Below are 12,744 nucleotides of genomic sequence, written 5' to 3'. Positions count from 1 at the left end.
AAGATCACTCGCAGCTTCCGTCTTCGGAACGGCTGTTTCCAGTCCGTTCCGCTTCCAGCAACCGCGGGCAAGACAACTTTACAGAACTTCCGCCGAAGAATCGAATCGGCACGGCACCGTACTGTCGGGGCCGGAATATCAGGCTTCGCCGAGGATCCGGTCGGCCATTTTTGCCTCGAACTTCGCGGCCTGTTCGGCCGTGACCTGGTTCAGCTGCACCGCCCGGGTCAGGTCCGCCTGCACCCCGTCCAGGCGGGCCGACGCACCGGCGGCCGGGCTTAGGATGATGGACGCCGCGAGCGCCGCGGCGGCCATCGAGCTCGCCGCCGCGGAGAGGGAGGCGGCCGCCTGCGCGGAGGAACTCGGAACGGATCGGACGGCCTTGCGGTTCATGTCCCTTGCCTTTCGGACGGCTGGTTCGACGGCTACAACTGTGCCTGCTCAAGCTTCATTCCTCCCGCGGTTCAGCTTTGAGCCGGCTGTGAGGACCAGTGCCGGGCGGCAGCTTCACAGGCGGGGCATCCGTACTAGGCTGGAACGCAGAAAAACACCGCCCTCCCGGGGGCGTCCGGACAACATTAGGAGGACAGTCATGGCAGGCGAATCCACATTCGACGTCGTCAGCAAGGTCGACAAGCAGGAAGTTGCCAACGCGCTCAACCAGGCCCAGAAGGAGCTGGCGCAGCGCTACGACTTCAAGGGCGTCGGCGCGGAGGTCGACTTCAGCGGCGAGAAGATCCTGATGAAGGCCAACTCCGAGGAGCGTGTGCTGGCGGTCCTGGATGTGCTGCAGTCCAAGCTCATCCGCCGAGGTATTTCGCTGAAGTCTCTGGACACCGGCGAACCCTACCCGTCCGGCAAGGAGTTCCGGCTCGAGGCGACCATCAAGGAGGGCATCGCCCAGGACCTCGCGAAGAAGATTAACAAGCTGATCCGCGACGAGGGCCCGAAGTCGGTCAAGTCCCAGATCCAGGGCGATGAGCTGCGGGTCACGTCCAAGTCCCGGGACGACCTGCAGGAGACCATGAACCTGTTGAAGGGCTTCGACGAGGCCGACCTGCAGTTTGTGAACTTCCGCAGCTGACGCCCCCGGACCGGTGGCGGGTCTCCTAACGGAGCGGACGCCCGGCCATCCGCTCCAGCCGGTCAATCCGGTCGCCCATCGGCGGGTGGGTGGAAAACATCCGTGCCACTCCCCCGCCGCGGAACGGGTTCGCGATCATCAGGTGCGAGGCGTTCACCAGGCGCTGGTCCTGCGGCAGCGGCGCAAGCTGGACGCCCTGCTCGATTTTGCGCAGGGCTGAGGCGAGCGCCAGCGGGTCGCCGGTCAGCGCCGAGCCGTCCTCATCGGCGTCGTACTCCCGTGTCCGGGAGATGGCCATCTGGATCAGCGAGGCAGCAAAGGGGGCCAGCAGGGCCATCGCGAGCAGGGCGAGCGGATTCCCATTGCGGCGGTCACCGCCGCCGCCGAAGAACAGCAGCATCTGGCCCACCGAGGTGATGACGCCGGCGACGGCGGCCGCCACGGAAGAGGTCAGGATGTCCCGGTTGTAGACGTGCATCAGTTCGTGGCCCAGCACGCCGCGCAGTTCGCGGGCATCGAGCAGTTGCAGGATGCCCTGCGTGCAGCACACCGCCGCGTTCTGCGGGTTGCGGCCCGTGGCGAAGGCGTTCGGCGCCATCGTCGGTGAAATGTAAATCCGCGGCATCGGCTGGTTGGCGCGGGCCGACAGTTCCCGGACGATCTGGTGCAGCTGCGGCGCCTCCGCTTCGGAGACCGGATAGGCGTGCATGGACCGGATCGCGATCTTGTCGCTGTTCCAGTACCCGTAAAAGGTGGTGCCGACGCCGATCAGTGCCATGATCCAAATGGGTGCCGCGCTGCGCATGCTCGATCCGATCAGCGCTCCCAGGCCGAGCAGCACCGCCCACAACACTCCGAACAGGACTGCCGTCTTCAAACCGTTGTGATGGTTGTGCACTGGTCCTCCCGAGATTGGCCCCGGGTGCCCTGCACTCGGACACCCACTTTCAAAACGAACGGCTAGGGAACCGGGTTCCGGGCGTCGTACCCCAGGAACCCGCCCTGCCACCGCGCCACGAGCCAGGCCACCACCGCGCACAGCACTCCGCCCGCGAGCAGGACCCAGCCCTCGCTCAGCAACTTCGTCGCACCGCCCGCCAGCATGTCACCCACTCGGGGGCCGCCTGCCACAACAACAACGAACACGCCCTGCAGCCGGCCACGCAGGTGGTCAGGAGTGGCTGACTGCAGAATAGTAGTGCGGAAGACTGCACTGACGGAGTCAGCAATTCCGGCGAGCGCACAGCACAGCGCGGCAGGCACCAGCCACACCGTCACGCCGTCGGCGCCTGCGCGCCCGGCCAGCACGACGACGAGGCCGAGCCCGCCGATTGAGGCGCCCCACCCCATCACCGACCACACCACCGCGGTGCCCTGCGCGCGGACGGCACCCAGCGGGCCGGAGAAGAGCCCGGCCAAAAAGGCGCCGACGGCGGTGGCAGCGAGCAGCACACCGACGGTCGCTTCGCCGCCGCCGATCATCAGCGCCGCGATCGCCGGCAGCAGCGCCCGCGGCTGAGCCAGGATCATCGCCACGAGGTCGATCACGAAGGTCATCCGCAGGTTGGGCCGCGTGCCGAGGAAACGGAAACCCTCGACGACGGAGCGCAGGCCGGCACGGTGCGACTCGTGCCCCGGCGGCATCGCCGGCAGCTTCAGTAAGGCCCACAGGACAAACGCGAAGCTGGCTACATCGATCGTGTAGGTCCAGGCGAAGCCGACAGAGGCCACAAGGACGCCGGCCAGCAGCGGCCCTGCGGTCATGGTCAGGCCGAAACTCATCATGCTCAGCGCATTGGCCGCCGGCAGCAGCTCCTGGCGCACCAGCAACGGGATGATGGCGCTGCGGGCCGGCTGGTTGATGGCCTGCGCCCCGCTCTGCACCGCCACCAGTGCGTAGAGCAGCCACACGTTCCCCACCTGCAGCCAGGCCTGGAGCGCCAGGCAACCGGTCGTCAGCCAGAGCGCGCCCGAGGCCAGCAGGGCAACCGTCCGCCGGTCGTGGGCGTCAGCTATGGAGCCGCCCAGCAGGCCGCCGAAAACCAGCGGAACCAGCGCAAAGATGCTCAGCAGGCCCACATAGAGACTGTCCTGGGTGAGTCGGTAGACCTCCAGGCTCACCGCCACCAGGGTCAGCTGGCTGCCAAGGGCCGAAGCAGCGGATCCCAGCCACAGACGGCGGAACGCCGGGCTCTCACGTAAAGGCGAGATGTCCGCCAGCAATTTCCCCACCCGGCAACTCTAATGGCCCGCACGAACCCCGGACGCTCCCTCAGCTCCGGCAGGGAGTGTCGGGATAAGGGGTGCCTTATTGTGAACCGCTAAAAATAAGTGCTTGAATGAGGGCATGACGGATTCCCTTGGCAGCACCGACGCGTGGGCCGGCGCCCTGCGTGCCCACGGGCGCCGGGTGACCAAGCAGCGGCTGGCCGTGCTGGCCGCCGTCGAACGCCATCCGCATTCGCCGGCCGAAGGCATCCTCGCCGCCGCCCGCGAGGAACTGCCGGACCTTACCGCGCAGTCGGTCTATGTGGTCCTGGGCGACCTGACGGAACTGCAGATGCTGCGCCGCTTCGAGCCGCCGCACTCTCCCGCGCTGTATGAGACCCGGGTCGGCGACAATCACCACCACGCGGTCTGCGTCAGTTGCGGCCGCGTCGAGGACGTCGAATGCGCCGTCGGCCACGCGCCCTGCCTGACGCCGCACTGGGAGGCCGGCTCCAAGCCGATGACCATCCAGATCGCCGATGTTCTGTACCAGGGCGTCTGCGAAGAGTGCCAGCGCAACCAAAAACTTCCCACCCGCAACTAAGCAAGAAACAGTAATAGGAGAACGATGACCCAGAACATCTCTGCGCCCGCAGTGTCCACGACACAGTCCGGCGCCCCCGTCACGTCCGATGCCCATTCCCAGACCGTCGGTGCTGACGGAGCGATCATCCTGACCGATCACTACCTGATCGAGAAGCTCGCACAGTTCAACCGCGAGCGCGTGCCGGAGCGTGTGGTGCACGCAAAGGGCGGCGGCGCGTTCGGTACCTTCAAGACCACCGAGGACGTCTCGAAGTACACCAAGGCCGCGCTGTTCCAGCCGGGCACCGAGACGGACATGCTCATCCGCTTCTCCTCCGTCGCCGGCGAAAACGGCTCCCCCGACACTTGGCGCGACCCCCGCGGCTTCGCAGTGAAGTTCTACACCACCGAGGGCAACTACGACCTGGTCGGCAACAACACCCCGGTGTTCTTCATCCGCGACGGCATCAAGTTCCCGGACTTCATCCACTCGCAGAAGCGCCTTCCCGGCACGCACCTGCGCGACGCCGACATGCAGTGGGACTTCTGGACCCTCTCCCCCGAATCCGCCCACCAGGTCACCTGGCTGATGGGTGACCGCGGCCTCCCGGCCTCCTGGCGGGAAATGCAGGGCTACGGCTCGCACACCTACCAGTGGATCAACGCCGCCGGCGAGCGCTTCTGGGTCAAGTACCACTTCAAGTCCAACCAGGGTGTCAAGGCCATGAGCGGCGACGACGCCGAGGCGCTGGCCGGTTCGGATGCTGACTTCTACATCCGCGACCTGTCCGAAAACATCGCCGCGGGCAACTTCCCCTCTTGGGACCTGCACGTCCAGGTGATGCCGTACGAGGACGCCAAGACCTACCGCTTCAACCCCTTCGACCTGACCAAGGTGTGGCCGCACGGCGACTACCCGCTGATCAAGGTCGGCACCTTGGAGCTGAACAAGAACCCGGAGAACTACTTCGCGCAGATCGAGCAGGCCACCTTCGCGCCGTCGAACTTCGTGCCGGGCATCGCCGCCTCGCCGGACAAGATGCTGCAGGCCCGCATCTTCTCCTACGCGGATGCGCACCGCTACCGCGTGGGCACCAACCACGCCCAACTGCCGGTGAACCTGCCCAAGAACCAGATCAACAACTACAGCCAGGACGGCCAGGGGCGCTACAACTTCAACGCCCCCTCCGTGCCGGTCTATGCGCCGAACTCTTTCGGCGGCCCGGCTGCCGTGGAGCCGCAGAGCCCCGCCGGCGGCTGGGAGAACGACGGCGAGCTGACGCTCTCGGCGCATTCCCTGCACGCTGAGGACGGCGACTTCGGCCAGGCCGGCACGCTGTACCGCGAGGTTTTCGACGACGGCGAGAAGGCCCGCCTGCTGGAGACCATCACCGGCGCCGTGAGCGGCGTGAAGAACGCTGCGATCAAGGAACGCGCCATCCAGTACTGGACCAACGTCGACGCCGAACTCGGCGCGAAGCTGCGCGCCAACCTCGGTGCCGCTGCAGCAGGCCTGGTGACCTCGGACGCCGAGGCTGCCAACAAGATCGGCTAGCTGGCCCCTGCACCCAAAAGGAACACCCCGCCCGGCTAAATTGACGCTCCGGGCGGGGTGTTTTTTGTGCCCTGAAGTCTTCGCCGGGACCGCTATAGTCAGGTGCATGAATCCGGGAATTATCTACCTGGTCGGCACCTCCGGCCACCCCAATTTCGGCGACGAGTTCATTGCCGCTGCCTGGCTCAAGTATTTGGCAGTGGCCCGGCCCGAAGCGGAGGTATGGCTGGACAGCCCGCAGCCCGGCATGGCGCAGGTCCTCTTTGACGGCATGCACCCGCGGCTCCGCGTCACCAACACGCTCTGGCGCCTGGTGCACGAGAACGCCGAGCTGCCAGCCGATGCGGCCGCCAAAAACATCCGGGAACGCGTGGCCGGTCTCGGCACCCCGGCCTATGACCTGGGCTTGCTGAAGGCCCGGGAGGCAGAGTCGCTGCACCTGATCGGCGGCGGCTATGTGAATGACACCTGGCCGCACCATGCCGGCCTGGTGGTCGCCATGCGGGCGGTCAGCGAAGTCAGCGGAGCACGGCTTTTCGCGACCGGCCAGGGTCTCATGCCGGCTCTGCAACCCGCGGCCGGAGAAACGCCGCTGTTTCGGGGATTCGACTACGCCCGCGCACGGGATGACGCGAGCGCGGCCGCGCACGGACTGGAACTGGGCCTTGACGACGCCTTCCTCGGGGCCGAAGCGGAAATCTCGCGCGGCGCTGCGGCACCGGGGCTCTATGTCTGCATCCAGAGCGACATGGTGGATCCCGGCCGGTTCAGCGCGGCCGTCGCCCTGGCACGGGAAGAAGTCGTTCGGGCCGCCGGTGAGGGCATCGAGGCGCATTATGTGGAGGCCATACCCGGTTTTGACCGGGCCGCCTACGACCAGCTGGCTGACCTCATTCCGGAGGAACGGTTCATTCCGTTCGTCCACGTCTGGACCCACGGCCTTCCGCTCTCCGACCGTCAGACCTGGGTTACCAGCCGCTTCCACCTGCACCTGCTGGCGGCCGCCGCCGGGGCGCGCGGAATCGCCGTCGGGATGAAGCAGGGGTATTACGACGTCAAGCACCAATCCGTGACGGCGCTCGGAAGCGGCTGGCCGCTCGCCTTGGACGAGGAGCGGCCCGGGCTGCCGGCGCGGCCGGGCCCGCTGGCGGCGAACCTGGCTGCGCTGGCGGCCCGGAAACGGGCCGAAGCGGCGACGCTCTATCCGCCAGCTCCCGGCGGGCCTGCCCCTGCTTCATCCACCGCGGCCAAGTTGTTAATGCGGGCGCGCAGCGGAGTTTCCCGCAAAGCCAGAGGCTAAGTCCGGGGGCGGCCGGCGGCGCTGTCTGCCACGGCAGCGCCCTCGGTTGGGGCCGCGGCCCCCGCTGCCGGAGCCGCCGTGGATGCGCCGGCCGCGGCGGGGCGGTGACCCTTCTTTGCGAGCTGGATCTGCTCGTAGACGTGGTGCCGCAGCTCGGTGAAACGCGGCATCGAACGGGTTTCCAGCTGGTCGCGCTCCGCCGGGAGGTCGATCGTAATGTCTTCCTGCACCACCGTCGGGGAGCTGGAGAGGATGATGACCCGCTCGCCCAGGTAGACGGACTCGTCGATGTCGTGGGTCACGAAGAGCACGGTCACGCCTAGCTTCTTCCACACCACGCGGATCAGGTCCTCAAGGTCAGCCCGGGTCTGGGCGTCCACGGCCGCGAACGGTTCGTCCATCAGCAGGACCTCGGGCTGGTAGGCGATGGCCCGCGCGATGGCGACGCGCTGCTGCATGCCGCCGGAGAGCTGCCAGGGGTAGGACCGGGGCACGTGGGACAGGCCGACTGCCTCGAGGGCTTCGTCGACCAGCCGGTCGCGTTCAGCCTTGGGCATGCCCTGGTTCTTCAGCGGCAGCTCGACGTTGTCGCGGACCCGCATCCAGGGGAAGAGCGAGCGTCCGTATTCCTGGAAGACCACGGCCATTTTCTTCGGCGGTCCGGAGACCTGCTTGCCGTCGAGCAGCACTTCGCCCTCGGTGGGGGCCATCAGGCCGGAGATGCATTTCAGCAGGGTGGTCTTGCCGGACCCGGAAGGACCCACCAGGCAGGCCAGCTCCCCTGCCCGGAGATCGAAGGTGAGGTTCCGCACCGCTTCGATGTCCCCGCCGTCGGTCTGGTAGACCTTTTTCAGGCCGCGGACGGAAAGCATCGCGTCCGGGGCTGCCGGCGTTGCATTAGGCTGCATTTTCTACCTCTTTCTGGCCGTGGTACCAGCGCAGGATGTTCCGCTCGGCCCACTGGAAGATGAATGACATGGCCACGCCCAGCAGGCCGAGCACTGCAATGCCGGACCACATTTCCGGGATGGCGAAGGACCGCTGGAACTGGACAATGGTGAAGCCCAGCCCGGAGGACGAGGCAAACATTTCGGAGATGACCATCAGGATCAGTCCCAGGGACAGCGACTGGCGCACGCCGGCCATGATCTGCGGGCTGGCGGACGGCAATACGAGGTAGCGGACCCTGGCCCAGCCGTCGATGCCGTAGGTGTGGCTCGAATCGGAGAGCACGGAGTCCACGGCCCGGACCCCTTCGATGGTGTTCAGCAGGACCGGCCAGACGCAGCCGGAAATGATGACGACGACCTTCATCGTGTCAGTGATGCCCAGCAGGAGCATCAGCACGGGAACGAGCACCGGCGGCGGGATGGCGCGGAAGAACTCCAGTGTGGGCTCCAGCAGCGCGCGCAGCCATCTCACCGAGCCGATCAGGACTCCGCCCACGACGCCGATCAGGATTGCGGCCACGACGCCGACCAGGAGCCTGCCGATGCTCGGCAGCACGTCGGTGAAGAACCGCTCGCTGAACCAGACGTTGGCGAACTTCTTGACCAGCGTGGCCGGCGTGGGCACAAAGAAGTTGACCGTGCCCAGGGTGGAGGCCCACCAGGCCAGAACGAGCAGGACAGGCAGTGCCAGCACGTAGCCCAGAGTTTTGACGGATTTCATACGATCACCTCGGACCGGACGGAGGAGTGCCAGGACAGCGCCCGCTTTTCGATGAACCGCATGAGCAGGTTAATCAGGACACCGATGAGGCCGGTGGCGAGCACCAGGGCGTACATCCCGGAAATGGCGCCACCGGACTGGGCCAGTGCGATTTCCCGGCCGAGGCCAGGTGACCCGATGACAAGTTCCGCGGTGATGGCGAGTACCAGTGCGACGGCGCCGGCGAGCCGGACACCGGTCATCAGGTACGGCAGGGCGGTGGGGAACACGACGTACCGGATCCGCGCCATGGTGCCCAGGCCGTAGGTCTTGGCGGTGTTGTTGGCGACCATGTCGACGTCGGCCACGCCGTAGAGGACCTGGATCAGCACCTGCCAGAAGGAGGCGTAGACGATCAGCAGCAGCGACGATTCAATTTTCACGCCGAAGAGCAGCACTGCCAGCGGAATCAGGGCCACCGACGGAATGGGGCGCAGGAACTCAATCGTTGAGTTTGTGGCTTTGCGCAGGAAGTTGCTGGAGCCAATGATGAAGCCCAGCAGCACCGCGAGGACAACAGCGATGAGCAGCCCAAGGAACCAGGCCTTCATGGTTTCCCCCACGGAGACCCAGAACGCTGTCAGCGTGAAGTCCCGGGCCAGGGCTGCGATGACCTCACTGGCCGGCGGCAGGTAACGGGCGTCGATGATGCCAAGCCGGGGTATGAGTTCCCAGGTGAGCAGAAAACCGACGATGCCCGCGAGGCCGAGCAGCCTCTGCGTCGGTGCCTTGCGGCCAGGCCGCCGGTTCCGCCCCGCAGCAGGGACGGATCCGACGGCTACTGCAGTGTCCTGGCTCACGGCAGCAGGTCGGCTGCGTTCGGGGCCTTGGTGAGCGTGCCGTACTTGGCGGCTGCGTCGCCGAGGGTCTTGAAGGCGTCCTTGTTGAACTCCACCCGGTAGCGCGGCAGGATCATCTTGGCGCGGGTGGCCTCATCCATCTTGGTGTACGTACCGACGATGTCGCGGACTTCCTGGGGGTGCGCCTGGGCGTATTCGAGGGACTTGTTCATCGCCCGGGTGAACTTTTGGGTGAGCTCGGCTTTGCCCTTCACGGTGTCCGTCTTGGTGAAGTAGCCGGCAATGTCCAGCTCGGGGCTCATGTCCACGAAGTTCGAGGAAATGATTTTGCCGCCGTCGGCAAGCGCCTTGGACAGGAAGGGTTCCAGGATCCAGGCGGCGTCGACCTGCTTGTTCGCGAGCGCTGCCGGGGCGTCGGGGAAGGCCACCTCCACGAACTTCACGTCCGAGGGGTTGCCGCCGGCCTTTTCGACGACCGACTTGATCGTGGTGTCGCCGATGTTGGAAAGGTTGTTGACGGAGACGGTTTTGCCTGCCAGGTCCTTTGGGGACTGGATGGCGGAACCGGCCGGGACGACGACGCCGCCGATGTCCTTGCCCTTTTCGCCGGTGGTGGAGGCTCCGTTGGCGACGAACTTCAGGTCCAGGCCCTTGTCTTTGGCCACCATGACGGAGATGAGGTTGGAGAAGGCGAAGTCGAAGCTGCCGCTCACCACACCGGGGACGATCGCCGAGCCGCCCGTGGCGGTCTGGATGTCCAGCTGCAGACCTTCGTCCTTGAAGAATCCCTGCTTGTTCCCCAGGTAGATGGGGGCGCAGTCCACGATGGGGATGACGCCGACGCTGACTTTGGTCAGGTCGCCGCCCCCGGAGGCCCCGCCGGATGCCGAGCCGCCGCCGGTGGAACTGGGCGAGCCGCCGCCGCAGGCCGACAGTGCCAGTACCGACGCGGCAGCAAGCGCGGTAATAAATCGACGTTTCATGTTCACTCCTATGTGCACAGTGGCTTGGGAGGAACGTGCCTCCAGCCCTACTTGTTCGCGATCCGAACAGACGTTCAAAATAAAGTCTGACTCAAGCGTACTGTGAGGTCAACCACACTGGCTGCATTGTTACAGCACCGAGACGACGGGGGAAGACGTTGCGCAAACAACAACGCGGGGCCACCCGCGGCTCCTCCGGAAGTACCGGACGGACCGCAGGTGACCCCGCGTTGATGGCTGGAGCGGCTAGGAGCGGGTCAGCGCGTCCTTCTCCTCGGCGTCGTCGACGTCGTCGAACCGCTCCCCCGCAGGGGCGTTGACCGAGGCCCGGGCCTCGGCGAAACGCTCGTTGAGGCGGGAGTGCCGCTGGCCGTAGGCGAAGTAGATCACGATGCCGATGACCAGCCAGATGGCGAAGAAAATCCAGGTTTCCACGGCGAGGTTGGTCATCAGGTACAGGCACAACACGGCCGAAACGACCGGGAGCACCTTGCCGAAGGGTACGCGGAACGCCGGCTTGAGGTCCGGGCGCTTCTTGCGCAGCACCAGGATGCCGAGGCTGACCATCACGAACGCCGAGAGCGTGCCGATGTTGATCATTTCTTCGAGCAGGTCCACCTTGGTCACACCGGCCACGACAGCCACGGCCGAGCCGCAGATGATCTGCAGGCGTGCGGGAGTCGCGCGGATGGTGCTGGTCTTGGACAGCGAGCGCGGCAGCAGGCCGTCGCGGCTCATGGCCAGGACCACGCGGGAGAGGCCCATCAGCAGCACCATGATCACCGTGGTGAGGCCCACCAGCGAACCGAACGCGATGACTTTGGCGGCGTCGGTGTTCCCGACCGCTTCGAAGGCGGTGGTGAGCGTGGGGCTCTCGGCCTCAGCGAGCTTGGTGTACGAGACCATGCCGGTGAGCGCGAGCGAGACCAGGATGTAGAGCACCGTGACGATGGCCAGGCCGCCGAAGATGCCGCGGGGCAGCGTCTTTTGCGGGTTCTTGACTTCCTCTGCCGAGGTCGCGACGACGTCGAAGCCGATGAAGGCGAAGAAGACCAGCGCGGCACCGGCGAAGATGCCCATCGTGCCGTACTGCGCGGGCGCGGCTCCGGTAAGGAAGCCGAAGAAGGACTGCTTGAGCACATCCGTGGTGCCGGTGCCGCCGGTGGGCTGGGAGGTCGGGACGAACGGTGCGTAGTTCTCGAACTTCACGTAGCTGAAGCCGACCACGATCACGAACAGGACGACGGCGATCTTGATCAGTGTGAAGACGTTGCCGACGCGGGCGGACAGCTTCGTTCCCAGCACCAGCAGCACGGTGAACACGGCGACGATCAGGAAGGCGCCCCAGAAGAGGTCGACGCCGGCCACGGAGATCGACGGCGGGACGTCCAGCCCCATCAGCGCGAAGACCTTGCTGAGGTAGATGCCCCAGTATTTGGCGATCACGGCGGCGGCGGTGAAAAGCTCGAGGATGAGGTTCCAGCCGATGATCCAGGCGAGGACCTCGCCCATGGTGGCGTAGGTGAAGACGTAGGCGGAGCCGGCAACCGGGATGGCGGTGGCGAACTCGGCGTAGCACATGATCGCCAGCGCGCAGGTGACGGCGGCGATCGCGAAGGAGATGGTGACGGCGGGGCCGGCGAAGTTCGCGGCAGCCTTCGCACCGACGGAGAAGATGCCGGCGCCGACGGCAACGGCGACGCCCATGATCATCAGGTCCCAGGTGCTGAGCGAACGTTTGAGCTTGCGTCCGGGTTCATCGGCGTCGGCCATCGACTGCTCGATGGTTTTGGTCCGGAAAAGGTTCATAGGAAAGTCCAAGGTCTCGGTAACAGGTTGGAAACAGACCTATCCATAGTAGTGTCCATCCACTGGACGGCCGCTTTAATCCCGCATGGTGAGACGAACCCCTTAAGCGCGAACGTACACTCGGCGCCCCGCCGGGCGGGCGTCAAGTGTACGTTCGCGCTTGGGGGCGGGCGTCAAGTGTACGTTCGCGCCTTGGGGGCGGGGGGCAGGGGCGGGGTCAGGCGGGCCAGTCCATCAGCGTGGAGCGGATCAGGAAGCGCTTTCCTTCCGGCGCCTCGACCGAGAAGCCGCTGCCGCGGCCGGGCACGACGTCGACCGTCAGGTGGGTGTGGCTCCAGTAGTTGAACTGTTCCCTAGACATCCAGAACTCCAGCGGCTGCGGCTGCAGGCCGTCCGAGATGTCGAACAGGCCCAGCAGCACGTCGGAGTCGCCGGTGAGGAACTCCCCTGCCGGGTAGCACATCGGGGAAGAGCCGTCGCAGCAGCCGCCGGACTGGTGGAACATCAGCGGACCGTGCTGGAGCCAGAGCTTGCGCAGCAGCTCCACGGCCTCGGGAGTGAGCGCCACCCGGGAAAAGTCCTCACCGGGCAGGGTCACGGCGGCATCGAGCCGGGTCTGGGTCATCGGGGCTTCTCCTGTCAATGGGGCGGGCTGTCACGGCGAAACGGCACGGCGGGGCGGACCGATCCGGTCCGCCCCGCCGCCGCGG

13 protein-coding genes are annotated in these 12,744 nt (G+C 66.2%); 4 read left to right on the top strand and 9 right to left on the bottom strand.

Annotation, left to right across the window (positions count from 1 at the left end; translation table 11 throughout):
* Nucleotides 1–138: 138 nt before the first annotated feature.
* Nucleotides 139–393, bottom strand: coding sequence for a hypothetical protein (locus tag QFZ61_RS06920; RefSeq protein WP_307034570.1), 255 nt, complete (start codon nt 391–393; stop codon nt 139–141).
* A gap of 199 nt (nt 394–592) precedes the next feature.
* Between QFZ61_RS06920 and QFZ61_RS06915 the strand changes: the two genes are divergently transcribed.
* Nucleotides 593–1,084: a YajQ family cyclic di-GMP-binding protein gene (locus tag QFZ61_RS06915; RefSeq protein WP_138768479.1), complete on the top strand. Its 492-nt coding sequence runs from the start codon at nt 593–595 to the stop codon at nt 1,082–1,084.
* Nucleotides 1,085–1,109: 25 nt separating this feature from the next.
* On the opposite strand, the gene htpX is transcribed toward QFZ61_RS06915, so the two are convergent.
* Together htpX and QFZ61_RS06905 are read right to left on the bottom strand one after the other, a co-directional pair.
* A complete protein-coding gene (gene htpX / locus QFZ61_RS06910; RefSeq protein ID WP_307034567.1) occupies nt 1,110–1,982 on the bottom strand; it encodes a zinc metalloprotease HtpX in 873 nt (290 codons plus the stop codon).
* Between the two features lie 62 nt (nt 1,983–2,044).
* Nucleotides 2,045–3,316 (bottom strand): MFS transporter, encoded by a 1,272-nt coding sequence (locus QFZ61_RS06905; protein WP_307034565.1) that lies wholly within the window; start codon nt 3,314–3,316, stop codon nt 2,045–2,047.
* Between the two features lie 115 nt (nt 3,317–3,431).
* Here QFZ61_RS06905 and QFZ61_RS06900 point away from each other — a divergent pair, with 115 nt between their 5' ends.
* The 3 genes from QFZ61_RS06900 (at nt 3,432) to QFZ61_RS06890 (ending at nt 6,732) form a co-directional block, all read left to right on the top strand.
* Nucleotides 3,432–3,896, top strand: a complete 465-nt coding sequence (locus tag QFZ61_RS06900) for a Fur family transcriptional regulator (RefSeq protein ID WP_307034563.1) — start codon at nt 3,432–3,434, stop codon at nt 3,894–3,896.
* 24 nt (nt 3,897–3,920) lie between these two features.
* Nucleotides 3,921–5,432 carry a catalase gene (locus tag QFZ61_RS06895; protein WP_307034561.1) on the top strand — a complete coding sequence of 504 codons (1,512 nt, stop codon included), beginning with the start codon at nt 3,921–3,923 and terminating at the stop codon, nt 5,430–5,432.
* Between the two features lie 106 nt (nt 5,433–5,538).
* Nucleotides 5,539–6,732, top strand: a complete 1,194-nt coding sequence (locus QFZ61_RS06890) for a polysaccharide pyruvyl transferase family protein (protein ID WP_307034560.1) — start codon at nt 5,539–5,541, stop codon at nt 6,730–6,732.
* Here the strand turns inward: QFZ61_RS06890 and QFZ61_RS06885 are convergent.
* The 6 genes from QFZ61_RS06885 to QFZ61_RS06860 all read right to left on the bottom strand — a co-directional run bounded on the left by QFZ61_RS06885 (nt 6,729) and on the right by QFZ61_RS06860 (nt 12,659).
* The gene (locus QFZ61_RS06885) at nt 6,729–7,640 is read right to left on the bottom strand and encodes an ABC transporter ATP-binding protein (protein ID WP_307034558.1); all 912 of its coding nucleotides are present in this window, start codon (nt 7,638–7,640) and stop codon (nt 6,729–6,731) included. The genes QFZ61_RS06890 and QFZ61_RS06885 overlap by 4 nt on opposite strands.
* Complete coding sequence (locus tag QFZ61_RS06880) at nt 7,630–8,403, bottom strand: ABC transporter permease (RefSeq protein ID WP_307034557.1); 774 nt, start codon at nt 8,401–8,403, stop codon at nt 7,630–7,632. The genes QFZ61_RS06885 and QFZ61_RS06880 overlap by 11 nt, the downstream gene beginning before the upstream one ends.
* Nucleotides 8,400–9,155, bottom strand: a complete 756-nt coding sequence (locus tag QFZ61_RS06875; RefSeq protein WP_307038044.1) for an ABC transporter permease — start codon at nt 9,153–9,155, stop codon at nt 8,400–8,402. The genes QFZ61_RS06880 and QFZ61_RS06875 overlap by 4 nt, the downstream gene beginning before the upstream one ends.
* Before the next feature lie 83 nt (nt 9,156–9,238).
* Nucleotides 9,239–10,225 carry an ABC transporter substrate-binding protein gene (locus QFZ61_RS06870; protein WP_307034555.1) on the bottom strand — a complete coding sequence of 329 codons (987 nt, stop codon included), beginning with the start codon at nt 10,223–10,225 and terminating at the stop codon, nt 9,239–9,241.
* 246 nt (nt 10,226–10,471) lie between these two features.
* Nucleotides 10,472–12,034, bottom strand: a complete 1,563-nt coding sequence (locus QFZ61_RS06865) for an amino acid permease (protein WP_307034553.1) — start codon at nt 12,032–12,034, stop codon at nt 10,472–10,474.
* A 217-nt stretch (nt 12,035–12,251) separates the two neighbouring features.
* Nucleotides 12,252–12,659, bottom strand: a complete 408-nt coding sequence (locus QFZ61_RS06860; protein ID WP_307034551.1) for a DUF779 domain-containing protein — start codon at nt 12,657–12,659, stop codon at nt 12,252–12,254.
* Nucleotides 12,660–12,744: the final 85 nt, after the last annotated feature.

It is taken from the genome of Arthrobacter sp. B3I4 (assembly GCF_030816855.1).
GTDB lineage: Bacteria > Actinomycetota > Actinomycetes > Actinomycetales > Micrococcaceae > Arthrobacter.
Note: the sequence above shows the minus strand (reverse complement) of the source record. Positions and strands in the feature narration are given on the sequence as shown.